This is a genomic window from Lysinibacillus sp. LZ02, assembly GCF_050613145.1.
Classification (GTDB): domain Bacteria; phylum Bacillota; class Bacilli; order Bacillales_A; family Planococcaceae; genus Lysinibacillus_B.
The window spans coordinates 2,965,895-2,990,299 of the sequence record NZ_CP192507.1 but is presented as its reverse complement, the minus strand read 5'-3'; the positions used below and the strand labels follow the sequence as shown (position 1 = coordinate 2,990,299).

The 24,405-nt window shown below is 38.3% G+C and carries 19 protein-coding genes; 17 read left to right on the top strand and 2 right to left on the bottom strand.

Annotation, left to right across the window (positions count from 1 at the left end; all coding sequences use genetic code 11):
* The first annotated feature begins 7 nt into the window (after positions 1-7).
* The gene (gene dnaE / locus ACQQ2I_RS14535) at positions 8-3,094 is read left to right on the top strand and encodes a DNA polymerase III subunit alpha (protein ID WP_431027512.1); all 3,087 of its coding nucleotides are present in this window, start codon (positions 8-10) and stop codon (positions 3,092-3,094) included.
* A gap of 761 nt (positions 3,095-3,855) precedes the next feature.
* Here dnaE and ACQQ2I_RS14530 read toward each other — a convergent pair.
* Positions 3,856-4,839, bottom strand: coding sequence for a hypothetical protein (locus ACQQ2I_RS14530; RefSeq protein ID WP_431027511.1), 984 nt, complete (start codon positions 4,837-4,839; stop codon positions 3,856-3,858).
* A gap of 344 nt (positions 4,840-5,183) precedes the next feature.
* Between ACQQ2I_RS14530 and ACQQ2I_RS14525 the strand changes: the two genes are divergently transcribed.
* From ACQQ2I_RS14525 to ACQQ2I_RS14500, 6 genes are all read left to right on the top strand, one after another.
* Positions 5,184-5,813, top strand: a complete 630-nt coding sequence (locus ACQQ2I_RS14525) for a FadR/GntR family transcriptional regulator (protein WP_431027509.1) — start codon at positions 5,184-5,186, stop codon at positions 5,811-5,813.
* A 15-nt stretch (positions 5,814-5,828) separates the two neighbouring features.
* Positions 5,829-6,695, top strand: coding sequence for an acetyl-CoA carboxylase, carboxyltransferase subunit beta (accD, locus tag ACQQ2I_RS14520; RefSeq protein WP_431027508.1), 867 nt, complete (start codon positions 5,829-5,831; stop codon positions 6,693-6,695).
* Positions 6,688-7,641: an acetyl-CoA carboxylase carboxyl transferase subunit alpha gene (gene accA / locus ACQQ2I_RS14515; RefSeq protein WP_431027507.1), complete on the top strand. Its 954-nt coding sequence runs from the start codon at positions 6,688-6,690 to the stop codon at positions 7,639-7,641. Before accD ends, accA begins: the two co-directional genes overlap by 8 nt.
* A 209-nt stretch (positions 7,642-7,850) precedes the next feature.
* Positions 7,851-8,810: a 6-phosphofructokinase gene (gene pfkA / locus ACQQ2I_RS14510; RefSeq protein ID WP_431027506.1), complete on the top strand. Its 960-nt coding sequence runs from the start codon at positions 7,851-7,853 to the stop codon at positions 8,808-8,810.
* A 21-nt stretch (positions 8,811-8,831) separates the two neighbouring features.
* Positions 8,832-10,592 carry a pyruvate kinase gene (gene pyk, locus ACQQ2I_RS14505; protein WP_431027505.1) on the top strand — a complete coding sequence of 587 codons (1,761 nt, stop codon included), beginning with the start codon at positions 8,832-8,834 and terminating at the stop codon, positions 10,590-10,592.
* A gap of 181 nt (positions 10,593-10,773) precedes the next feature.
* Positions 10,774-11,163, top strand: a complete 390-nt coding sequence (locus ACQQ2I_RS14500) for an FxsA family protein (protein WP_431027504.1) — start codon at positions 10,774-10,776, stop codon at positions 11,161-11,163.
* On the opposite strand, the gene ACQQ2I_RS14495 is transcribed toward ACQQ2I_RS14500, so the two are convergent.
* Entirely contained in the window at positions 11,147-12,100 is a 954-nt protein-coding gene (locus ACQQ2I_RS14495) for an AI-2E family transporter (protein WP_431027503.1), read from the bottom strand. The genes ACQQ2I_RS14500 and ACQQ2I_RS14495 overlap by 17 nt on opposite strands.
* 255 nt (positions 12,101-12,355) lie before the next feature.
* On the opposite strand from ACQQ2I_RS14495, the gene citZ reads away from it, so the two are divergent.
* From citZ to ACQQ2I_RS14445, 10 genes are all read left to right on the top strand, one after another.
* Entirely contained in the window at positions 12,356-13,471 is a 1,116-nt protein-coding gene (gene citZ / locus ACQQ2I_RS14490; protein ID WP_431027502.1) for a citrate synthase, read from the top strand.
* Positions 13,472-13,551: 80 nt separating this feature from the next.
* Positions 13,552-14,814, top strand: a complete 1,263-nt coding sequence (gene icd, locus ACQQ2I_RS14485; RefSeq protein WP_431027501.1) for an NADP-dependent isocitrate dehydrogenase — start codon at positions 13,552-13,554, stop codon at positions 14,812-14,814.
* A 209-nt stretch (positions 14,815-15,023) separates the two neighbouring features.
* Complete coding sequence (gene mdh / locus ACQQ2I_RS14480) at positions 15,024-15,962, top strand: malate dehydrogenase (protein WP_431027500.1); 939 nt, start codon at positions 15,024-15,026, stop codon at positions 15,960-15,962.
* Between the two features lie 177 nt (positions 15,963-16,139).
* Positions 16,140-16,574: a MaoC/PaaZ C-terminal domain-containing protein gene (locus tag ACQQ2I_RS14475; RefSeq protein ID WP_431027499.1), complete on the top strand. Its 435-nt coding sequence runs from the start codon at positions 16,140-16,142 to the stop codon at positions 16,572-16,574.
* 45 nt (positions 16,575-16,619) lie between these two features.
* Positions 16,620-17,330 carry a response regulator transcription factor gene (locus tag ACQQ2I_RS14470; RefSeq protein ID WP_391368864.1) on the top strand — a complete coding sequence of 237 codons (711 nt, stop codon included), beginning with the start codon at positions 16,620-16,622 and terminating at the stop codon, positions 17,328-17,330.
* Positions 17,327-18,871, top strand: a complete 1,545-nt coding sequence (pnpS, locus tag ACQQ2I_RS14465; protein ID WP_431027498.1) for a two-component system histidine kinase PnpS — start codon at positions 17,327-17,329, stop codon at positions 18,869-18,871. The genes ACQQ2I_RS14470 and pnpS overlap by 4 nt, the downstream gene beginning before the upstream one ends.
* A gap of 372 nt (positions 18,872-19,243) precedes the next feature.
* Positions 19,244-20,200 (top strand): FtsH protease activity modulator HflK, encoded by a 957-nt coding sequence (gene hflK / locus ACQQ2I_RS14460; RefSeq protein ID WP_431027497.1) that lies wholly within the window; start codon positions 19,244-19,246, stop codon positions 20,198-20,200.
* Positions 20,200-21,255 (top strand): protease modulator HflC, encoded by a 1,056-nt coding sequence (gene hflC, locus ACQQ2I_RS14455; RefSeq protein ID WP_431027496.1) that lies wholly within the window; start codon positions 20,200-20,202, stop codon positions 21,253-21,255. Before hflK ends, hflC begins: the two co-directional genes overlap by 1 nt.
* Before the next feature lie 170 nt (positions 21,256-21,425).
* Positions 21,426-22,538 carry an ATP-grasp domain-containing protein gene (locus tag ACQQ2I_RS14450; protein WP_431027495.1) on the top strand — a complete coding sequence of 371 codons (1,113 nt, stop codon included), beginning with the start codon at positions 21,426-21,428 and terminating at the stop codon, positions 22,536-22,538.
* A gap of 22 nt (positions 22,539-22,560) precedes the next feature.
* Positions 22,561-24,240 carry a methyl-accepting chemotaxis protein gene (locus tag ACQQ2I_RS14445; protein WP_431027494.1) on the top strand — a complete coding sequence of 560 codons (1,680 nt, stop codon included), beginning with the start codon at positions 22,561-22,563 and terminating at the stop codon, positions 24,238-24,240.
* Positions 24,241-24,405 lie beyond the last annotated feature (165 nt).

The following is a 24,405-nucleotide window of genomic DNA, read 5'->3' as shown; positions in this document are numbered from 1 at the left end:
TGAAATAGTGCGACCAATCGTTTATCCACAAGTACGGACAAGTGCCGATTTATTAAAAAGTACGATTCGTTTAGAAACGCTCATCCCTTTTTTACAACAGCAAAAGGCGGAAGCTTGTGCAATGGTTAATTCTAAATTGTACGGGCTTTTGCCTTTTATGTCTGCAATCAAAAAGGCAGGCATTCATGCAGTCATTGGGTTATCGGTGCGCGTACAATTTACAGAAGACGTGTCACGTTCACTCGTGTTATATGCAAAAAATAACGCAGGTTACAAAAGTTTGTTGAAAATGAGCAGTGCGATAGCGATTCGGGAAGATGAACTGCTTCCGTGGCGTTGGTTATCTGGATATGCAAATGGATGTGCTGCCGTTATTCCAGCAATGGATGAGCAGTGTAGCTGGCTTCGAGAAGATGGCCACGTATTTATCCAAGACTTAAAAGCATTATTTAATGATGAGCTGTATATCGGTGTTGCACGAAAAAATGAGCGTGCGCCAGAAGAGCAGATAGTAGAGCAACTCGCGCAGAACATCGGCTGTCACATTATCGCACTTCATGAAAGTACATTTTTATATCCAGAGGATCATTTTGCTTATGAAGTAGCAAGGGCCATTGATACGGGAGTAAAACTGGGCGATTCATTACAAGGCAATAAATCGAAGCATCAATTTTTACCAACCGCCGATGAATTTTATGCGCTATTTAGTGATCGGGAAGAGTGGTTGGAAAATACACGTGCACTGTTACTCAGCTGTCAAGTTGATTTAATCGTTCATCAAACGTATATGCCAAAATACCCGATGAATGTGGGGGAAACAGCGGAACAAGTATTATATAAGCATGCAATTGCAGGGTTAAACTATCGATTGCAAACGAATGACATTCCGAATGCTTATAAAGAACGGTTGCAGTATGAGCTAGCGATTATTAACTCGATGGGATATGCGGATTATTTTTTAATTGTTGAAGACTTTATGCATTTTGCGAGGGAAGCTAATATTTTAACAGGACCGGGACGTGGTTCTTCCGCAAGTTCTTTAGTCGCCTATGCATTGCACATTACACAAGTCGATCCACTTGTATACGACTTATTATTTGAGCGGTTTTTAAACCCGGAACGTGTGTCTTTACCTGATATTGATATTGATTTTGTGGATACACGTCGCCAAGAAGTCATACAGTATGTCGCACAAAAATATGGGAAGCAGCATGTCGCGCAAATTATTACATTTGGTACGTTGTCTGCTAAAGCCGTTGCACGAGATGTAGCTCGTATGTTCCATTTTGACAATGAAGCACTGGAAATGATTTCGAAATCGATTCCAAATCGTCAAGGCATTACACTATTACAAGCTTATGAAGAATCGCAAGTGTTGCGGGAGTGGATTGGGCAGCAACCGGTTCGCGCCAAATGGTTTGCTGCTGCGCAAAATTTAGAAGGGTTACCACGCAATGCCTCTACTCATGCAGCAGGTGTTGTGTTAAGTCCTGTGCCGCTTGTAGAAGTCATCCCGATTGAAGAAGGGCATGATGGTGTGTACTTAACACAGTGGCCAATGCAAGAGGTTGAACAAAGTGGACTCCTAAAAATGGATTTTTTAGGGTTGCGAAATTTAACGATTTTAGAGCAAATTTGTCGTTCTATTCAGTTTACGCATCAGATCACACTCGACTTAAATCGACTTCCAATGAATGATGCCAAAACGTTTCAGCTCCTTGCTACAGGGGATACAGCCGGTATTTTCCAATTAGAATCAGAAGGGATGCGCAATGCTTTACGTGAAATACAGCCAACACATTTTTTAGATATTGTTGCCGTAAATGCCTTGTATCGTCCAGGACCAATGGAGTTTATTTCGGTTTACGCGCGCCGTAAGCACCGTATGGAACGTGTGGAAATGCCACATCCAGTACTGGAGCCTATTTTACGCGAAACGTATGGCGTTATTGTATACCAAGAGCAAATTATGAGAATTGCTAATATGTTTGCTGGATTTACAATTGGAGAAGCCGATTTACTTCGTCGTGCTGTAAGTAAGAAAAATCGTGAAGTACTTGAAAAAGAACGAGCACATTTTGTAGAAGGAGCGCTTCGCCAAGGATATGATGCCCAAACGGCAGAAGATATTTATGCATTGATTGTGCGCTTTGCTGATTATGGATTCCCGAAAAGTCACGCCGTAGCTTATAGTATGATTTCATATCAACTTGCTTATTTAAAGGCGAATTATCCGGTCAATTTTTATGCCGCATTACTAACAAATGCAACCGGTAATCAAGAAAAGCTACTACAAATTTTAATGGAAGCAAAGCAGCGTGGGATTGAAATTTTACCACCTTCCATTCATAAATCAGTCCGCCATTTTAAAGTGGAAAATGGACGTATCAGATTTAGTTTATCGGCCATTAAAGGGGTTCCACAGCCATTTTTACAAAAGCTCATAACTGTCCGAGATGAGCGACAACAGCCATTTGAAGATTTATTTGATTTGGCCGTATCACTAAGTGCGGCTACATTTAATCGAAAAGCGATCGAGCCGCTTATTAAAGCAGGGGCACTTGATGAATTAGGGCGTGATCGTGCGGTCCTGTTAGAAACGATTGAAGCTGCCGTCAAGCAGGCAGAGCTTGTACGTCCGAATGAAGAGGAAAGCTTATTTTCCGATTTGTTCCTTACGTTCGGGAAGCCAAAATATGTACAAGCTGAGCCAATGTCAGATAAGTTAAAGCTACAATTTGAAAAAGAAGTACTCGGTTTTTATTTGTCGGAACATCCAGTGGCAAAGCTTCGTCAACAGAGCCCGCAAGTAAATGTCACGATGCAAACAATGAGAACGATGCCACCAAATAGTTATGTAAAATGTATTGGGGTTATTATCGATGTCCGCCAATTACGTACAAAAAAAGGTGAGTTAATGGCATTTGCTCAGCTCGAAGATGAGTTTGGTAGCATCTCTTTAACCTTATTTCCGAAAGAGTATCAACAAGTACGGGAAAGGTTACAAGAAGAAGCTTTTGTCTATATAGAAGGGTTCCTCGAATATCGTTTTAACAAACCACAAATTAAAGTGAAGCAAATTATGATTCAATAGAAAGAAGGCAAACAACCATTACAGGTGGTCGTTCGCCTTCTTTATTTTAAAACTCGCAATGAGTAAAGAAAATCCTAAAAATACCAATTCAATAGTAAAAGGTATGATCATAGCCTCCGCGCTTTGCCACAGCCGGAACAGGAGCTAAAACAGGCGCGGCCTGTTTGGATCTCCTGTTCCTGCTTCTGACGCTACGCTTTCGTCGCAAAGAAAATCTTGGCTCCTGTGGCTATGGCGCGCTACGGCAAAGTTGAATGCTTCTTAATATTCTAAACAAGTATTTGCATTTTCTAAGAAATGGTTTTATTTCTCTTTGCACGTATTGTCTACTTGCTTCTATTGTAATAAATAAGGAGCTTTCATTACTGTTTGGTAACCGATTGATTATTTTATGGAACACTAGTTGCTTGTAGCGGAGGCACGAGAGTGTAGCTGACGGCATGCGCCTTTCGCTACAGAGCAATGTTTTTCTGCACCGGAAGTGAAGCGGCAGGTGCAAAGCTTCCTACGGGAAAAGCGATAAAGGAACGAAGACTAAAACCGTCATGTCCTGTGACAACGTCTTCGTGACCAACATCATGTTGGCCTCAAGACCCCGCAGGAAATTTATTTGCGACGAAAGCGAAGCGACAGGAGCATCGAAGGATGAGCGACGAGGAGGCTTGATCTCGCCCGTGGAAAGCGAGTGCCGGAGCGGAAAGCAACGTGTACTCAAATGGTAATATATGTTTTAGGGTTTGCTCGTTAAGAGTTAAAAATAGTTATTGTTCGCTTCGCTTTTGTCCTAAGCGATTAAAGCCTTGTTTATCATAACCATCGCGATCGAATCCAAATACATCAAATCCATGTTGATTAAATCCATTTCGGTCATACCCCTGTGGATTCAACCCGTCTTTGTTAAAGCCATGGCGATCATATCCTTGTGCATTAAATCCGTCGTTGTTAAATCCAGATTGATCAAAGCCGTTTCGATCATACCCGTGTATATTAAATCCATCTCTATTGAATCCATCTTTATTGAATCCCTCGCGGTTAAAGCCGTGCTTATCAAAGCCGTTTCGATCATACCCTTGTGCGTCCAATCCGTTTTTGTTAAAGCCATCGCGATCGAACCCTTCTGCATTAAAACCAAATGCGTTATAGCCATCGCGATCGAACCCTTTTTTATTAAACCCATTTCGATTAAAGCCGTCACGGTCGAATCCTTGTTTATTGAACCCTTCTATATCAAATCCATCTCGGTTAAAGCCGTCTTTATGAAACCCGCCGCGATTAAAGCCGTCACGGTCCAGTCCTTCACGATTAAATCCATCCAGTGCAAACCCTTTTTTGTCAAAAAGAGTACCGTTTTTATGGAAGCCATCCCGATTAAACCCGTACTTATTCCACCCTTCACGGTCAAACCCATCTTGGTCGAACCCTCGCTTATTAAAGCCATCTTTGTAAAAACCTTCCCGATTCCAGCCGTCTTTATTAAATCCAATCGCATCGTAGCCGAAGCAATCATAGCCTCCGATATACTTTTTACCTGTTTGATGAATGCCTTTCGCGTCAAACCCATTCTCATCATAGTAACGTCTATTTCTCGTTTTGCCGTTTTTATTAAAGCCGCGGATATCAAATCCTTGTTCATCATACTTTGTGCCGTTTTTATGTATGCCGTAAACATTGAATCCTTTTTCATCATAGCGACTTTCAACAGGGGTTTCTTTGCTTGCAAATAATCTTTTGAAGAAGCCAGCCATCTAAAATCAATCCTTTAAATGTTGTTATATTTATTGTGAAGTTATAACAAATAAATGTCAATTATAAATGAAAAATGACATATTAAAATGCAGTAGACATTATGTTCTTTTCCTTATTTAACAATATGAAAATGATTATTTTATATGTATTAGGATGTAATGGATAATATAGGTTATTTAGACTATGTGATTCGTTTCGCTAACTTAGTTTTCTGAATTGTTTAACTTATTACAAGAACTAAGCGTTTTTGACTGTTTTTTCTTTACTTTTGTATAGCTGTTTTGTATAGTAGTAACATAAATGGTCAGACCACTTTTTTAGTGGAATTGCGAGGTGAGTAGTAGTGGAACAAAAGCCAGCGAAGAAAATGTTTTTACAAATCGTTAAGCAGCTACGAGAGCTTATCGTGGATCAGCGAATTCAACCGGGTGATAAATTACCGTCTGAACGTGTTTTATGTGAAAAGCTAAATGTATCGAGATCCTCAGTTCGTGAAGCACTCCGTAGTTTAGAACTGCTCGGACTGATTGAAACAAAACATGGTGGTGGAACGTTTTTGGCTGATGTTGGTGGCCATCAACTCATTGAAATTTTATCCTCTTTTATTTTGCAAGGAGAAAAATCACAGCTAGATGTTCATGCTACACGGGAAATGCACGAACGCGAAGCGATCCGTGTCATATGTCAGGATGTGCAACTGAGAAATTTACCGATTTGGGATAGTTTATTTATACAATTAGAACTTCAGCAGGAGCTAAAACGAGATGCTATTTTAAGAGAATGCATAGTTGCTGCAGGAAATCGTCTTAGCTTAAAAATATGGATGCAACTCACAGCATATAGTATGACATCATTGAAAGAGCTAGTAACAGAACAAGAGAAGCGAGTGTTACAAATGCTCATCAAGTCTATGCAAATGGGTTATGTAGAAGAAGCAATTGAAGCGTATAACGACTGGGTGAAACAGCTTTAAAGGAGGAATATATATATGTCAATTCGTGATTTATTTTCAAAATCAAAAAAACGTAGTGTAACTATACAAACTGGAAATGAAAAGACTTTTCCAGAAGGGCTAATGATGAAATGTCCAGCATGTCGAAAAATTCATCTGTCAAAAGAAATCGAGCAAAACTTAAAAGTATGTCCAAGCTGTCAGCATCATTTAAAAATGACAGCACAAGAACGAATTGCTAGCTTTCTAGATGAAGGTACTTTTGAGAGCTTTGACGATCATTTACAAACAACGAATCCGTTGAACTTCCCGGCGTATGTTGATAAAGTCCAAGTCGATATGAAAAAAACGGGTTTGAACGAAGCCGTATTAACAGGTAAAGGCAAGCTAAAAGGGGAAAATGTAATCGTCGCTGTTATGGACTCACATTTCCGTATGGGATCGATGGGTTCTGTAGTCGGTGAGAAAATTACACGTGCAATCGAGCGTGCAACAGAGCTCCGTGTACCGTTTATTATTTTCACAGCGAGTGGAGGCGCCCGCATGCAGGAAGGTGTATTGTCATTAATGCAAATGGCTAAAACAAGTGTGGCACTAAAGCGACATAGTGAAGCAGGACTCCTGTATATTTCGATTTTGACACACCCAACAACAGGCGGTGTATCAGCAAGCTTTGCATCAATTGGTGACTATAATATTGCAGAGCCACAAGCGTTAATTGGTTTTGCGGGTCGTCGTGTTATTGAACAAACTGTACGAGAAAAATTACCAGAGGATTTTCAAACAGCAGAGTTTTTACTTGAACACGGTCAACTAGATGCAATTTTCCAACGAAGTGACATGCGTGATAAAATCGCCACACTTGTCAAGTTACATGTAAAAGGAGGGGCTGCACATGTCTAAAGCAATGACGTTTGAAGAACCTGTTATAAAGCTGCGTGAGAAGATTGAAGAGCTCAAGCAAATTGCTGAAATCGCAGATGTTGATATGAACGGAGAAATTGAAAAGCTAGAAGCGCGTTTAATGCAACTAGAACAAAGTTTATATAGTAATATGGAACCGTGGGATCGTGTGCAAGTAGCTAGACATCCTGAACGCCCAACGACACTTGATTATATTAACAAGATGTTTACAGATTTTATCGAATTACATGGGGATCGCGTTTACGGAGATGATGCAGCGATTGTTGGTGGAGTTGCTTTGTTTAACGGTCAGCCAGTAACGGTGATAGGGCATCAACGAGGGAAGTCAACAAAAGAAAATATTCGTCGTAATTTTGGTATGCCCCATCCTGAAGGATACCGAAAAGCACTACGACTTATGTATCAGGCAGAGAAATTTGGACGTCCAATTATTTGTTTTATTGATACAAAAGGTGCTTATCCTGGAAAAGCGGCAGAAGAGCGAGGACAGAGCGAAGCCATTGCACGTAACTTGTTTGAGATGGCAGGTTTACGAGTACCGATTATTAGTATTGTCATTGGTGAAGGCGGTAGTGGTGGTGCACTAGCACTAGGTGTTGCAAATAAAATTCTTATGTTAGAGAATTCAACATATTCCGTTATTTCTCCAGAAGGTGCCGCATCGATTTTATGGAAGGATGCCACATTAGCAAAACAAGCGGCAGAAGCAATGAAAATAACAGCGCTTGATCTGAAAGAAATGGGGATTATCGATGCTATTATTCCAGAAATAGCAGGTGGTGCCCATAAAAATATCGAGAAGCAAGTGCTTACGATGCAAGAAAGTTTAACAAGTGTGCTTGCAGAGCTAAATGTATTATCGGCGGAACAACTTGTTGATGCACGTTACGAAAAGTTTAAATGTATCGGGCAGTTTGATGAATAAATAGCGGGAAATAGTTAAAGAATGTATATGTACATTCTTCCGTTTAATCGTAGAAGTAGGAATAAGTAGCTCGCTCTGTTTTGGAGCGAGCTCTACGTCTTTCTCATTTTGTAAAAGTATTGTACTTTGTTAGTAGTAGTACTTACATAGATTGTGTATTCGTGTTAATGTTTTATTAGCCAATCATTCTAAATGGAGGAATACAGTAGATGAAGAAAATTGCTGTTTTGACAAGTGGCGGCGATGCACCGGGAATGAATGCTGCTATTCGTGCTGTTGTGCGTAAGGCGCGATATCACGGGGTAGACGTAGTAGGCGTATACTATGGTTATGAAGGATTGTATAAGGGGGATTTTGAGTTACTAGACTTAGGCTCAGTTGGTGGCATTATTCAGCGTGGGGGAACAAAATTATTTTCAGCACGGTTCCCACAATTTAAAGAAGATGAATATCAACAAAAAGCCATTGAGAATATGCGTGCACAAGGTATTGAGGGATTGGTAGTAATTGGTGGAGATGGTTCATACCGTGGTGCGATGCAATTAACGGAAAAAGGATTCCCTTGTGTGGGCATACCTGGAACAATCGATAATGATGTACCAGGAACGGAATATACGATTGGATTTGATACGGCATTAAATACAGTAGTTGAATCAATCGATAAAATTCGTGATACGGCAACAAGTCATGAAAATACGTTTGTCATTGAAGTAATGGGACGTGATGCGGGAGATCTCGCATTATGGGCTGGGCTTGCCGCAGGTGCAGAGTCTATTTTAATTCCGGAAGAGGAATATGATTTAGATGAAATTATCGTGCGCTTAGAGCGAGGTGCTGCACGTGGGAAACGTCATAGTATTATCATCGTAGCAGAAGGCGTGATGCCAGGGCATGAATTAGCAAGCACTTTAGAAGCAAAGACAGGTGTAAAAATCCGTGCTTCTGTACTTGGACATATTCAACGTGGAGGTTCCCCGACAGCTAGAGACCGAGTACTGGCAGGTCGTATGGGCGCAAAAGCGGTAGAAGTATTATTAGAGGGCCGTGGAGGACGCGCGGTGGGTATTAAAAATCATTTAATCGTCGATTATGATTTAAGAGAAGCGTATGAAAATCATCATAAGGCAGACGTAAGTTTATATACACTTTCAAAAGAATTGTCTATTTAAGACGAAAATGGAGAGAAAAACATGAGAAAAACAAAGATAGTTTGTACGATAGGACCAGCAAGTGAATCACCAGAAATGCTACAGCAACTAATTAAAGCAGGTATGAATGTTGCGCGTTTAAACTTTTCACATGGATCACATGAAGAACACGCAATTCGTATTGCAGCGATTCGTGATGCTGCAGAAAAAGTAGGGAAACCAGTCGGGATTTTATTAGATACAAAAGGTCCTGAAATTCGTACACATACGATGGAAAATGGCGAGTTGCATTTAGTGACTGGACAAGTGATTGATATTTCCATGACAGAAGTTGTTGGAAATGAAAACGTCTTTTCTGTAACGTATGATCAATTAATCGATGACGTGGATCAAAATGACATTATTCTTTTAGATGATGGTTTAATCGAACTGCGTGTATTAGCAAAAGATAAGGAGCGCGGTTTAATTCATACGATTGTTGAAAATGCGGGCATCTTAAAAAATAAAAAAGGTGTGAATGTACCAGGCGTATCGATTAAATTGCCAGGTATTACAGACAAAGATGCACAAGATATTTTATTTGGTATTGAACAAGGTGTTGATTTTATTGCTGCATCATTTGTTCGTACAGCAAAGGATGTACTTGAAATCCGTGAACTACTTGAGCAAAATGAAGGCTCCCATATTCAAATCATCCCTAAAATTGAAAACCAAGAGGGCGTTGATCATATCGATGCGATCATTGAGATTTCAGATGGCTTAATGGTTGCACGTGGCGACCTAGGTGTTGAAATTCCTGCTGAAGAAGTACCGCTTGTACAAAAATCACTAATACAAAAATGCAATCAAGTAGGTAAACCAGTTATTACAGCGACACAAATGCTCGATTCGATGCAACGTAACCCACGTCCGACACGTGCAGAAGCTTCCGACGTAGCGAATGCCATTATTGATGGTACGGATGCAATTATGCTATCGGGTGAAACAGCAGCGGGTCTTTACCCATTAGAATCTGTTCAAACGATGAATAAAATTGCAGAGCGTACAGAGCAATCTTTAGATTACCGTGGAATTGTTTCGCAACGTAGTCGTGAAAAAGGCGCGAATATGACAGAAGCGATTTCGCAAGCGGTAGCACATACATCGATTAACTTAAATGTAAAAGCGATATTAGCTCCAACGGAAAGTGGTAATACAGCAAAAATGATTGCAAAGTATCGTGCAGGTGTTCCAATTGTTGCGGTCACTGGCTCTGTTAATACAGCTCAAATGTTGACACTTGTTTGGGGCGTTCAACCAATTGTTTGTCAACGTGTGCAAACGACGGATGAAATTTTAGAGCTTGCAGTAGACGAGGCGTTAAAGCATAGCTTTGTTGACCATGGCGATGTAGTGGTCATTACAGCAGGTGTACCAGTAGGGGAAGCAGGTACAACAAACTTAATGAAAGTGCATATTATCGGTGATTTATTAGCACGTGGACAAGGTGTTGGAAAAGCTTCTGTTGTTGGAAAGGCAGTCGTTGCCAAAAATGCAGGGGAAGCATTAGCTTATGATACAGAAGGATGTATTATTGTAACGGTAGGGTCTGATCGTGAAATGATGCCAGCGATTGAAAATTGCGCAGGTATTATTGCAGAAGAGGGTGGCTTAACTTCCCACGCGGCGGTTGTTGGATTAAGCTTAGGCATTCCCGTAATCGTTGGTGTAAAAGAAGCGACAACATTAATTCGCCACGGGCAAGAAATTACAATGGATGCAGAAACAGGGGTAATTTATAAAGGACACGCGAGCGTTCTTTAAAGTTTGAATTGATGTTAACGGGGGATGTCCAACTCGGACATCCCCTTCATTTCTTTATAAATACTTACTAAAAAATTTTGCCGCCATCCTCGTCGCAAGAAGCCATCTTAAAATGTCTTTTCAGACGGGTTTTTTTGAAACTTTTTCGTGTGTTATTCGTATATAGTAGAGGGTGAATTTTATGAGAAACTTTTTATTCGCATTGATCGCTTTCATGTTTGCAGAAATTGCAACATTTATCGTAGTAGGAAAATGGCTTGGGGTATTTCCGACATTAATGTTAATTGTGTTAACAGGTGCACTTGGTGTTTATATGCTTAAAAAACAAGGAACAAAATCATTACAAAGTATTCAAACTGCGATTGCACAAGGACAAGCTCCAGGTGTTGCATTAGTAGAAGCATTTATGATGTTTATTGGTGCGGTATTATTAGTACTACCAGGTTTTTTATCCGATATTATTGGACTAATGATGTTCACGTCCTTCACACGCGGTATCTTTAAACCTATTATTTTCTTGTGGTTACGTAGAAGCATGAGAAATAACCGAACGATTATCGTCCAAAGATAGATTTTTCTCGCAGCTTGACGGCGATAAGTAAGAAGAAAGGACTTAATAAAATACCGTAAAAACCGAATAGCAATACAGAGGCAGCGCTGATGAAAAACGAATGGACGGTCCGCACATGAAATGTGGATGCCCATAAAAATGATTCAGTTAGCTGCCTTGTTGTTTGTATAAAGATATACAAAATAACAACGGCGATACATAAAATCACTTCTTCCACTATATAAAAGTAAATCGCTAATGGTACGAGTACAAAGCCAATACCAAAAAACGGCAAGCAGTCCGCTAATGCGATGAAAAATGCTTTGGGCAACGGATATGAAAAGCCGAGTAGCCAAAAACCGAGTGCTAGCAGTAAGAAAGTTAAGGCAATTAACCGAATTTCAACATATAAAAACGTTGTGAAAATGCTCATGGCACTTTTAAAATAGCTTTTCCAAGTTTCGCGCACGGAGGCAGGCGTGTACACGAAAAACCAGTAGCGGTCACGCTTACTTTCAAATAAAGCAAAGTAAAAGGCCATAATAAAAATAATCATTTCAAATAAATAACTGAAAATTTCCCTCGTTGCGTTAATGCTGATCGTAGCAATTTGGTCAATTGCAGATAATCCCGATTCTAAAAGAGCTTTTAAAATTGGGTGGGAAAAAATATCACTCGAAACCATATCTTGAAGTTGGGGAAATATAAGCATAAAACTATCGATCATGAATCGAATCAGCCAATAAAGACCATAAAAAAATGAAATCGTTGTGACTAATACAACAATGGCGTAAGGAATTTTAAGCTTTTTATAAAAAAACAAAAGGAATGGGTAAAAAAGTGTAGCACAAAATATGCCAAGCGTAATAGGTGATAGGAAAATTAATAGTGCTAAATATAGTAATAATAACAAAAACTTCTTAGTGCTTTCGTATGAAAAAGTAAAAAAATTATTCATAAAAAAATAGCTCACCTCTGTTTTATGTGATGTATATCTCGTTATAAACATTTTTTTCTCTTTAGGGAGGTTTTTTTATCCGTAATGCAAGAAATTCTTGAATTATTCTGTTTTCATTCACAAAGCCGTCAAAATTTATTATAATGTTCCATGTAAGCGATTTACTTATAGGTTCATTGAGCAGAACTTAAGTGTCTTTTCAACTAAAAAGAAAGCACTTACAAAAAAATTATAATCATGAAGGAGCGAATTATTATGTCAACAACTAAAGGCTTAGAAGGCATTGTTGCTGCAGAGTCAAAAATCAGTTCAATTATCGATGACACACTTACATACGTAGGTTATAACATCGATGATTTAACGAACAATGCATCGTTTGAAGAAATTATCTACTTATTATGGCATACTCGTTTACCAAAAGCAGACGAGCTTGCTGAGTTAAAACAACAATTAGCAGATAACATGGACATTCCAGCTGCTATTTATGACTTATTCAAATCTATGCCACTTGACACAGTTCATCCAATGGCTGCATTACGTACAGCAGTTTCTATGCTTGGTACATTCGACGCAGAAGCTGATGTTATGGACCCGGAAGCAAACTACCGCAAAGCGATTCGCTTACAAGCAAAAATTGCTGCAGTAGTAACTGCATTCTCTCGTATCCGTAAAGGATTAGAGCCAATTGCTCCAAAACCAGAACTTGGCTATGCAGCTAACTTCTTATATATGCTTTCTGGTGAAGAGCCAGAAGGAATTGCAATCGAAGCGTTCGATAAAGCGTTAATTTTACACGCTGACCACGAGTTAAACGCTTCAACATTTACAGCTCGCGTATGTGTAGCGACATTATCTGATGTATACTCAGGTGTAACTGCTGCAATCGGCGCATTAAAAGGCCCATTACATGGCGGTGCGAACGAGCAAGTTATGAAGATGTTATCAGAAATCGGTTCAATGGATAATGTTGAGTCTTACGTTCAAGGTAAACTTGACAATAAAGAGAAAATCATGGGCTTCGGTCACCGCGTATATCGCAAAGGCGACCCACGTGCACCACACTTACGTGAAATGTCTCAGAAGTTAACTGCTTTAACTGGTAAACCAGAACTTTACGAAATGTCAGTGAAAATCCACGACATGATCGTAGAACAAAAAGGTCTTCCAGCAAACGTAGACTTCTTCTCAGCATCAGTTTATGATTCTTTAGGTATTGAACATGACTTATTCACACCAATCTTTGCTGTATCTCGTACATCAGGTTGGGTAGCACACATCCTTGAGCAATATGCTAATAACCGCTTAATTCGTCCACGTGCAGAATATGTTGGACCAGGAATGCAAAAATACGTTCCAATCAACGAGCGCTAATTTAGAAAATATGCTAAACTTATCTAGGACTGTGTGATTTACACAGTCCTAGATTTACGAATATAGGAGGCAAAATATTCATGACGAACAAAATTGTAGTAGAAAATGGCGTGTTAAACGTGCCAAACAACCCAGTTATTCCTTTCATCGAGGGTGACGGTATTGGTCCAGATATTTGGGCAGCAGCTTCTCGCGTAATCGACGCAGCTGTAGAAAAAGCTTACAATGGCGAAAAGAAAATTGAGTGGTTAGAAGTACTTGCTGGTGAGAAAGCATTCAACCAAACTGGTGAATGGTTACCACAAGAAACTTTAAATAAAATCGACGAATATTTAATTGCTATTAAAGGTCCTTTAACAACTCCAATCGGTGGCGGTATCCGTTCCCTAAACGTAGCATTACGTCAAGAATTAGACTTATACGTATGCTTACGTCCAGTACGTCACTTTGATGGTGTTCCTTCTCCAGTTAAACGTCCAGAAGACGTTGACATGGTAATTTTCCGTGAAAACACAGAAGATATCTATGCAGGTATCGAGTTTGAAGCTGGTTCAGACCAAGCTAAAAAAATTATCGACTTCCTACAAACAGAATTCGGTACTAAAAACATTCGTTTCCCAGAAACTTCTGGTATTGGTGTAAAACCTGTATCTAAAGAAGGTACTGAGCGTTTAGTTCGTGCTGCAATCGAGTACGCGATCAAGCATAACCAACCTACAGTTACTTTAGTTCACAAAGGTAACATCATGAAGTTCACAGAGGGTGGATTTAAAAAATGGGGTTACGAGTTAGCTGAAAAAGAATTTGGTGAGCAAGTATTCACTTGGAACCAATACGATGCAATCAAAGCTGAGCAAGGCGAAGCTGCTGCTAACGAAGCACAAAAGCAAGCTGAAGCTGCTGGCAAAATCATCGTAAAAGATTCTATCGCTGATATCTTCTTACAACAAATCTTAACTCGTCCAAACGAGTTCGACGTAGTAGCTACTATGAACTTAAACGGTGACTACATTTCTGATGCACTAGCTGCACAAGTTGGTGGTATTGGTATCGCTCCAGGTGCGAACATTAACTATGTAACTGGTCATGCGATCTTCGAAGCAACTCACGGAACAGCTCCAAAATACGCTGGTCTTGACAAAGTAAATCCATCTTCAGTATTACTTTCAGGCGTATTAATGCTTGAACACCTTGGCTGGCAAGAAGCTGCAGACATGGTTACTAACTCTGTAGAGAAAACAATCTCTTCTAAAGTAGTAACTTATGACTTCGCTCGTTTAATGGATGGTGCTACAGAAGTTAAATGTTCAGAGTTCGCTAACGAATTAATTAAAAATCTTTAATTTGTAGCTTTTGTATGTCTGTATATGTGAAAAAGTACACAAATTGTTTTGCGTACAATAATTTTCCATATAAAATAAATGGTTTTTCAGATAATTAATTGACGATACTTAAGTAAAGTATGGCAATGAAGTTGTTAAAAGTAGGGAAGAGACTTGTCTCCTCCCTATTCTTTTATAAAAAATACCTAAATTCAAAGGGGCGTATTCAAATGTCTTTGAAACGTAAAAAAATCTCTGTAATCGGCGGCGGCTTCACGGGCGCTACAGCGGCTTTCTTAGCAGCACAAAAAGAACTTGGTGATGTAGTATTAGTTGACATTCCAGCGGCGGAAAATCCAACTAAAGGTAAAGCGTTAGATATGTGGGAAGCTGCTCCGATTCAAGGTTTTGATTCTTATGTAAAAGGTACTTCTGATTATGCAGATACGGCGGATTCGGACGTAGTGATCATCACTGCTGGTGTTGCTCGTAAACCAGGTATGAGCCGTGATGATTTAGTTCAAATCAATCAAAAAGTAATGATTTCTGTATCTGAACAAATCGCTAAACATTCACCGAATGCGGTCATCTTAGTATTAACTAACCCAGTTGATGCGATGACGTACACGGTTTACAAAACTACAGGATTTCCGAAAAATCGTGTAATTGGTCAATCGGGTGTCCTGGACACAGCTCGCTTCCGCGCGTTCATCGCTGAAGAGTTAAATATTTCTGTAAAAGACATCACTGGTTTCGTATTAGGTGGTCACGGGGATACAATGGTACCACTTACTCGCTACTCGTTTGCTGGTGGAATCCCACTAGAAACGTTAATTCCAGCTGACCGTTTAGAAGAAATTGTAGACCGTACTCGTAACGGTGGTGCTGAAATTGTAAACCTTTTAGGAAATGGTTCTGCATACTACGCTCCAGCTGCAGGCTTAATCGAAATGGCTGAAGCGATTTTAAAAGATCAAAAACGCGTTTTACCATCTATCGCATACTTAGAAGGCGAATATGGCTATAACGAATTATACTTAGGTGTACCAACATTACTTGGTGCTAATGGTATTGAAAAAATCTTTGAGCTTGAGTTAACAGAGAAAGAAAAAGCAGCATTAGACGTATCAGCTGAAGCTGTTCGTAATGTAATGAGAATTTTAGGTTAATTTTATATGGAGGCTGTCCTGTAAGCTCATGGCTTATGTGGGCAGTCTTTTTTTGAATAATAGGGTGTATATGTATAACCGTGTACCTTTTTCCTTGTGATTTGGGAGAATGATTGTGCTTTTTCCTAAAAATTGATACTATAAAATTATTGAAAGTGTAAAGGGGTTGTGTAATATTTGTTACAAAAAAAGAGTAAACCTGGGAAAAGGATTAGTGAAATCCATGTCGGTGAAAAATTACATTTAACAGAAACAATGGAAGATAAAGATTTACTTTTGTATTTAGGTTTAACAAACGATAGTAATCCATTATATATTCAACACGATTATGCGTCCAGTACGCCGTTTAAAGCACCAATCGTACCTACAATTATGTTAAATGGCATCATTACATCAGCAATTTCAAAGCATATGCCTGGACCAGGTTCGCATATTCGTGAACAAATGATTACATTTTTAAACCCAGTTTATCATTATGAAACAATTGATTTTACACTACAAGTAGATCATATCGACTATGATAGGCACTTAGTCGATGTCAGTATAAGAGCGTTTAATGAAAAGAAAGCCCCGATTATTGAAGGGGTTGTCAAGGTGAATCCTCCATATTAAAAGATTTGGAATTGGGGGTTTCAGATCACTTTTGGAGGAACAGTTATGTCAAAAACAATCTTAGTCGTAGAAGATGAAGTATCAATTGCAACGTTATTAAAGTACAACTTAGAACAAGCGGGGTTTAATGTCCTCCTTTCGCACGATGGAAAAGATGGTTTGCAAATAGCGCTTAAAGAGTCGCCGGATATTATGATTCTTGATTTAATGCTACCGACTTTAGATGGGATGGAAGTATGTAAAGAACTTCGAAGCCAGAAAAAAAATATTCCGATTATTATGCTAACGGCGCGTGACGATGAATTCGATAAAGTATTAGGGCTAGAGCTTGGCGCAGATGATTATATGACAAAACCATTTAGTCCACGCGAAGTAATAGCGCGTGTAAAAGCTGTCCTTCGTCGCTTTACACCTACACCTGTTGTCGAGGAGATAGAAAGATCGGAAGTATCTTATGAATACGGTGATTTAAAAGTTTTCCCAGACCGTTTTGAGGCGTTTTTAGGAGAGCAATCGCTTGAATTTACACCAAAGGAATTTGAGCTACTTGTTTACTTGCTAGAAAATAAAAATCGTGTATTAACACGTGATCAATTGCTAAGTGCTGTTTGGAATTATGACTTTGTAGGTGATACGCGAATTGTCGATGTACACATTAGTCATCTCCGTGAAAAAATTGAAGAAAATAGCCGTAAACCTGTGTTTATTAAAACGATTCGTGGTCTAGGATACAAATTTGAGGAGCCAAAAAAATGAAAAAATCGATGAGCAATAGCTTGTTTTTTTCATTTGTTTGTTTAGTGGGAATTATTTTAGCTGTCCTAGGCTTTGTAATAGGTCAGCTTTTTCCTTTTTATGCAAATTCGTATATCCAAGAAAATACGATACAATCGCAACAGCAAATGCTTCAAGTGATTGAAGAGGCCGATATTGTATTAACCGATTCAGCAGAACAAGCTTTATTAGCAACGCATGAGCTACAATTAGAAGAGAATTTCATCAATGAAATGAAAACAAGACTGGCGCTTGTTTTATTATTTTTATTAGTCATTTCCTTTTTACTAATTAGTATCGTGACAAAAAAAATGATTCAAAAATTTGTAGAGCCGATTGAAAATGTTACGAGAACGGCACAAGAACTGGCTGTCGGTAATTACCGTGCACGTGCATTTGCCAATGGTCCACCGACAGTTATTGAACTGCGAAATTCCATCAATATTTTAGCGCGTAATTTACAAGATATGACGAAAACACGGGAAATCGAAGAAGAACGCTTAAAAACATTAATTGAAAATATGGGCAGTGAATTGTTAATGATTGATCGTGGTGGCCATGTATCAATCGTCAACAAAGTGTTTTTACAGCGATTTGACTATAAATATGAAGAAGTACAAGAGAAGAGCTTTTTATCGCTGCAGTTGCCAAAGGAACTAGAGCTGTTTATAGATCATGTGTTTTTAACAGAGAAACCTTATCGAAAGCAGCTTGAGATGGAAGTGCAACAAGAAATTACGTATAAGCTAGCATACGGTGCACCTGTTGTGGGAGAACACGGACGTTGGCTAGGGGTTGTAGTTGTTATGCATGATGTATCCGAACTGGTACGTCTCGAGCAGATTCGTAAAGACTTTGTCGCGAATGTATCACATGAATTGCGTACACCGATTACATCTATTAAAGGCTTTTCGGAAACGCTACTTGACGGAGCGTATAAAGACGAACGGATGGCATTATCCTTTTTAGAAATTATCCATCAAGAAAGTAATCGATTACAAATGCTTATTCAGGATTTATTGGAGCTTTCGAAAATCGAACAACATGGCTTTTCAGTCGATATCGTGCCGACAAGTTTACAAGAAGTACTCGTACGTGCAGCCGATTTAACAAGCCAACGTTTAGATGAAAAAAATATGCAATTTAACGTTGATTTTAAAGAAGAGGTCATTATTCAAGGTGATGCGAATCGTCTTATTCAAATTTTCACAAATCTTATTTACAATGCCATCATGTATTCGCCTGAAGAGACAACAATCTCTATACGTATCTTTAAAAAAGATGCATGGGGTGTTGTTGAAATTGAAGACCAAGGCATGGGGATTCAGAAGAGCGAAATTCCACGTGTATTTGAGCGCTTTTATCGAGTGGATCGAGCACGTAGTAGAAATTCAGGTGGTACGGGTCTAGGGCTAGCTATTGTTAAGCATTTAGTTGAGGCACACCAGGGGAAAATTCAAGTGGAAAGTGAAGTAGGAAAAGGCACGACAATGCGTATATTACTTCCACTTCATACGTCTTAACATGAAATTTACAATTCTGACATAGTAAATTAAACTTAGTGGGGTAAAGTAAACAGTAGAAACCCCCAAGTTTCAAATTACTAGAAAAAGGGAAGTCCTGAAAATTGTTAGATTTTCCTTTTTCAATAGGCTAATAAAGTAGGTTCACCACCATTTTAGCGCCCTGATTTTTTGAAAAGTCTACCGTTTTAGGATGAATATCTAAACGGTAGATTTTTTTGTAGGTAAAAAAGATAAATGTTAAAGGAAGTACATATAAGAAAAGAAATCAGCTTGTGTTATTAGCTCAAGCGGATGTCTTTTCCAATTTTTTCGAAACTTTCTGTAGGTACAAACCGTATATGTACTATACATAAAAGAGGAGGTTTCAACATGAGTGTAAAAAGATCATTGATGTGGATCGGGCTTGGATTGTTCGGCATTGTAGCAGTACTAGCTGTCACGACATCTTGGTATACCGTTGATGAATCAGAACAAGCTGTTGTGATTACATTTGGTGAAGCAAAGGACTTTATTACAACACCAGGTCTTCATTTTAAAATGCCTTGGCCTATCCAAAAAGTAGAGACAGTATCGCGTGAAACATATAGCTTAACATTTGGTTATAAGGAAAAGGAAGATGGTTCTTCTGATACGGTATCCAGTGATGCAAAAATGATTACAGGTGATGAAAAGATTGTGTTAACGGATTTAGTTGTACAATGGCGTATTGTTGATCCGAAAAAATATTTATTCAATTCAACTAATCCAGAAGAAATTTTACATAGTGCGACGTCAAGTGCCATTCGTTCCGTGATCGGAAGCTCGAAAATTGATGAAGCATTAACAGATGGAAAAGCAGAAATTGAAGCAAATACACGTGATTTGCTTGTAGCATTACTTGAAAAATATGATATTGGGATTAGTGTACTTGGTGTTAAGCTACAGGATGTTGAATTGCCTAATAAAGAAGTGCGTGCAGCATTTACAGCTGTAACGGATGCGCGTGAAACAAAAAATACAAAAATAAATGAAGCAAAAAAATATGCAAATCAAAAGATTAGTGAAGCAGAAGGGGAAAAAGATGCCATTATTTCTCGTGCAGAAGGGGAGAAGTTTGCCCGTATTGAACAGGCAAATGGAGATGTAGCTGTATTTAATAAGCTATATGATCAATATGCAGGGAATAAAGCTGTTACACGTGAGCGTTTAATGATTGAAACACTAGAAGAAGTGTTACCGAATGCGCAGATTTATATTATGAATGATGACGGGGAGACACTCAAATATTTACCGATTCAGCCTACTCAAACGCAACAACCGAAAACAGAGGAAGGGAGCGGTAACTGATGAATAATAACAAAGATTTAGACGAATTTGTACGTAATCTTTTTGGTGGAGACAAAAAGAAACGAAAAGATATTACGCCAAATGAGGATTCTTCAGACACTCCTATCGATGAGGAAGTTGCGAATAAGCCAAAAAAGCAAACGGTACTCCCTAAAAATAAACAGCCGATTAATATGAAACAGTGGACAAAAGGCATTGTTGTGATCGGTGTTGTTTTAGCAGCATTAGTCATTGCAATAGCTAATGTGTACATTGTAAAGGAAAATGAATATCGAATTGTTCGTCAATTTGGTGAAGTGGTAAAGTTTGAAAGTAACCCTGGTATTTATATGAAAATTCCGTTTATTCAAAGTGTTGAAACGTTACCGAAAAATCTACAGACATATGATATGATGCAGGAGGAAATTAATACGCTGGATAAAAAACGTATTATTATTGATAATTATGCTGTTTGGCGTGTGACAGATCCGAAAGCACTGATTTCAAACGCACGTAGTTTGACGAATGCTGAGGCGCGTATGGAAGAGTTTATTTACTCTGTGTTACGTACGGAGCTAGGGAAATTAAATTATAAACAGATTATTAATGATGAAAACTCTTCACGTGGCTCTATTAATGATAAGGTGACAGAGCAAGTGAATAATTTATTAAAGGCTGATAATTACGGAATTGAAGTAGTAGATGTACGCATTCGCCGTACAGATTTACCAATTGATAACGAGCAATCCGTCTATACACAAATGATTTCTGAACGTGAGTCGAGTGCGCAGCAGTATTTATCTGAAGGGGACGCCGAGAAAAACCGTATTATGGCACAAACTGATAAACAGGTACAAGAAATGCTTGCAACAGCAAAAAAAGAAGCAGCACTCATTACAGCTGAAGGTGAATCACAGGCTGCGAAAATTTATAATGAATCATTCTCGAAAGATCCAGAATTCTATTCATTATATAGGACGTTAGAATCTTATAAGAAAACAATTAATGAGGACACCGTTATTATTCTTCCATCTGATTCACCATATGCAAAAATTTTATCAGGTTACATGGATTAAAGTAGAGAAAAGCCGTAAAAGATACCAGTCTTTTACGGCTTTTTCGTTTTTTGTAATATTCTAAAAAGTATCTTTTTACCTGTAATTATGTATAATGTTATTGGGCTAAAAGACTTTGTACTGCTGGAATTAATTATAGGTATTTTTATCTGTTTGAGAGGATGATTTAGTTGATATTATTGGATACAACGTATGTATCTCCATTACTTATTGAGGTGCTATCGGCGCATGAAGAAACGATTTATGATGTGAAACATCAACAATTTTTAAAGGCACCTTGCATTTTTCAATCAATCGAACAAAATGAGTCCATTATTATGAATGCTGAAATAGGGCTTAATTTACTGAACGAACTTTTACCAGAGCATCGATTAACTACACTAGCTAATTTATTTAAAAATAAAATAGCTTTTCGAAAGTTACTAGCATCGAAGTATCCGGACTTCTTTTACCAATCCTGTTCTTTCGAGCAATTAAAAACAATGAATGTGGATGAGCTACCCTTTCCTATCGTATTAAAACCGATATTTGGATATGGCAGTGAAGGCGTTTACAAATTTAACGATGGCCAAGCAATGACGTTATTTATGAATACATACGAACAAGTGAATGGACGAGAAAAGGAACAATTTATCATTGAGCAATATATTGATGGAAGGGAATTTGCCATTGATTTTTATTATGATGAAGACGGAGAGCCTGTCGTTTTAAACATTTTCGCTCGAAACTTTAAAGACAGTAATGATGTAGGGGATCGAATTTACTACACGAGTAAGGCGATCATTAAATCAACAATCCATATGTTTGAGCGTTATCTGAAAAATTTCGGCGAGAACTTTCAATTAAAAAGCGTACCTTTACATATTGAGCTTCGCTTAACCCCTTCACATGAAATTATCCCAATTGAAATTAATCCGTTACGGTTTGCTGGAGAGGGAACAACCGAGTTAGGTTATTATGCTTACGGAATTAATCCATATGAGTATTATTTCTTAAAGCGCCAGCCAAATTGGGAGGGAATTATTTCTAAAATGGATGATGCTATTTATAGCTTTACATGTGCAGAAATCGATCAACATGTTGACCCATCACATATAGAGCACATTGATCATACAGAATTAAAAAAACAATTTAATGAGGTATTGGATTATCGAGTTTTACCATTAGAAGGACGAACAACCTTTGCTGTCGTCTTTTTTAAAAGTCCATCTGAAGAAGAGCATACATACATTTTAAATTTAGACTTTATGCAATTTATAACGTATAAGCAGTATCAACTATAATAGGATGAAAGGGAAGGGAAAAGTGAAGAAGTTTAAAACGATTCGAATGAAAATATTGTTAGGTATCATCATTCCGGTTGTATTAGTGAGTAGTATCTTTGGTGTATTTTTAAACTACATCACAGATTCACTGATTGAGGAACATGTAGTACCTAAGTATGAAGATAGCTTAAAATTAAAACTTGAAAAATATAACTCTTTAATAGATGGAGAGTTAGTTCAGCGGGCAAAACAAGATCCAACCGCGTATGAAGAACTAAAAAAGATTTCTGATGATTTTCAAAATGAATTTGGTCTAGAAAATGTTTATATTATGAGTAAAGTAGATGGTGAGGAAGTTATTTTAGTATTATCTAATGCAGATGAATACTTAACACCGTTAGCGTTTACGAAAGAACAAACGGATGCTTTGCAGACGACAGATGTAATTGTAAGCGAAATTTATGAAGATGATTACGGCCAGCACATTTCTACATTTATTCAAGTACCGAATTCAGATTCTGTGCTAGGACTAGATTCCGATGCGGATTTTATTATTGATTTAGAAAAGAAAATTACGACTTTTATTCTAGGTATATTAGCGATTGCGATGGCAATAGGGATTGGGATTGCCCTTTATGTTTCGCGTAGTATCAATGTACCGCTTAGTAAATTATTAACTTATACAGAAAAAATAGCACAAGGCGATTTAACAGAAGAACTGACATTAAATAGTCATGATGAACTTGGACGATTAAGTAATAGTTTCGGAAATATGCAATTACAGTTAAAGGAAACATTGACGCATGTTGCAACGACGTCTGAGCATGTTCAACAAGGTGCAATCAACTTATCAGAAAGCCTTGAACAACTGACGGTGACATCCGGTCAAGTATCAGATAAAATTACTGAAATTGCCACATCTACTGAGCTTATTTCTGCTGGTGCGGACCAAAATCATGTAGCAATCGTAAATATTTCTGAACAAATTCATGCGATTTCGACTGCGTCCAACCATGTGTCGGAAAGTGCGCATGAAGCAACAAATGCAGCTTCTATTGGGAATGACGTCATTCAACAATCCGTAAAAGGAATTCAAACGATTGATGAGTCAGCTCGCGCTTCACTTGATATTACTGAGAAAATGAATAATAAATCAATCGAAGTAAGCGAAATTACAAAAATTATTTCCAATATTGCCGATCAAATTAACTTACTAGCATTAAATGCGGCCATTGAGGCAGCTCGTGCGGGCGAATACGGAAAAGGGTTTGCCGTTGTTGCAGATGAAATTCGTTCACTTGCAGAACAATCTTCCAAGTCAGCAAGTAATATTTCGACACTGATTACGGACATGCGAAACGATTCCACTGAATCGGTTAGAGCAATTTCAGATGTAGTAGAAAAAATTGAGGGCGAAAGTAAATCGATTTATTCGGCTGGTGAAACGTTTACGCAAATTGTGACAGTGATTAACAATATGAGTGACGAGATTCAATCCATTACTGCAACCGTTCAAGAGATTGCAGCAAGCTCAAGTGAAGTAATGAATACGACAAATACGACGGTATCGTTACTCCAAAATTCTTCTGAACATGCACAAGGCATTGTGGCATCAGTAGAGGAGCAAACAGCTTCAACAGAAGAAATGTATAGTATCGCGACACAATTAAATGACATGGTAAATGCACTAAACGAACAAATGACGAAATTTAAACTATAGAACAGATTATTTGAGTATACCCTTTCATAGTTACCCAGTTATCTAACAGAGTATAGGAAATTTTCCTATACTCTTAACTATTCCCTCCTATAAATAATCAAAAATCTATTAAAAAATAACAATAATTTTGTTATACTAGATAGGAAGTTAGAATTGGGGGAATGG

Bases quoted from the DNA above. Each gene is read 5' to 3' on its own strand.
- ACQQ2I_RS14530 (WP_431027511.1), bottom strand. From the start codon at position 4,839: ATGGCTGGCTTCTTCAAAAGATTATTTGCAAGCAAAGAAACCCCTGTT.
- accD (WP_431027508.1), top strand. From the start codon at position 5,829: ATGTCAATTCGTGATTTATTTTCAAAATCAAAAAAACGTAGTGTAACT.
- accA (WP_431027507.1), top strand. From the start codon at position 6,688: ATGTCTAAAGCAATGACGTTTGAAGAACCTGTTATAAAGCTGCGTGAG.
- pfkA (WP_431027506.1), top strand. From the start codon at position 7,851: ATGAAGAAAATTGCTGTTTTGACAAGTGGCGGCGATGCACCGGGAATG.
- pyk (WP_431027505.1), top strand. From the start codon at position 8,832: ATGAGAAAAACAAAGATAGTTTGTACGATAGGACCAGCAAGTGAATCA.
- ACQQ2I_RS14500 (WP_431027504.1), top strand. From the start codon at position 10,774: ATGAGAAACTTTTTATTCGCATTGATCGCTTTCATGTTTGCAGAAATT.
- ACQQ2I_RS14495 (WP_431027503.1), bottom strand. From the start codon at position 12,100: ATGAATAATTTTTTTACTTTTTCATACGAAAGCACTAAGAAGTTTTTG.
- citZ (WP_431027502.1), top strand. From the start codon at position 12,356: ATGTCAACAACTAAAGGCTTAGAAGGCATTGTTGCTGCAGAGTCAAAA.
- icd (WP_431027501.1), top strand. From the start codon at position 13,552: ATGACGAACAAAATTGTAGTAGAAAATGGCGTGTTAAACGTGCCAAAC.
- mdh (WP_431027500.1), top strand. From the start codon at position 15,024: ATGTCTTTGAAACGTAAAAAAATCTCTGTAATCGGCGGCGGCTTCACG.
- ACQQ2I_RS14470 (WP_391368864.1), top strand. From the start codon at position 16,620: ATGTCAAAAACAATCTTAGTCGTAGAAGATGAAGTATCAATTGCAACG.
- pnpS (WP_431027498.1), top strand. From the start codon at position 17,327: ATGAAAAAATCGATGAGCAATAGCTTGTTTTTTTCATTTGTTTGTTTA.
- hflK (WP_431027497.1), top strand. From the start codon at position 19,244: ATGAGTGTAAAAAGATCATTGATGTGGATCGGGCTTGGATTGTTCGGC.
- hflC (WP_431027496.1), top strand. From the start codon at position 20,200: ATGAATAATAACAAAGATTTAGACGAATTTGTACGTAATCTTTTTGGT.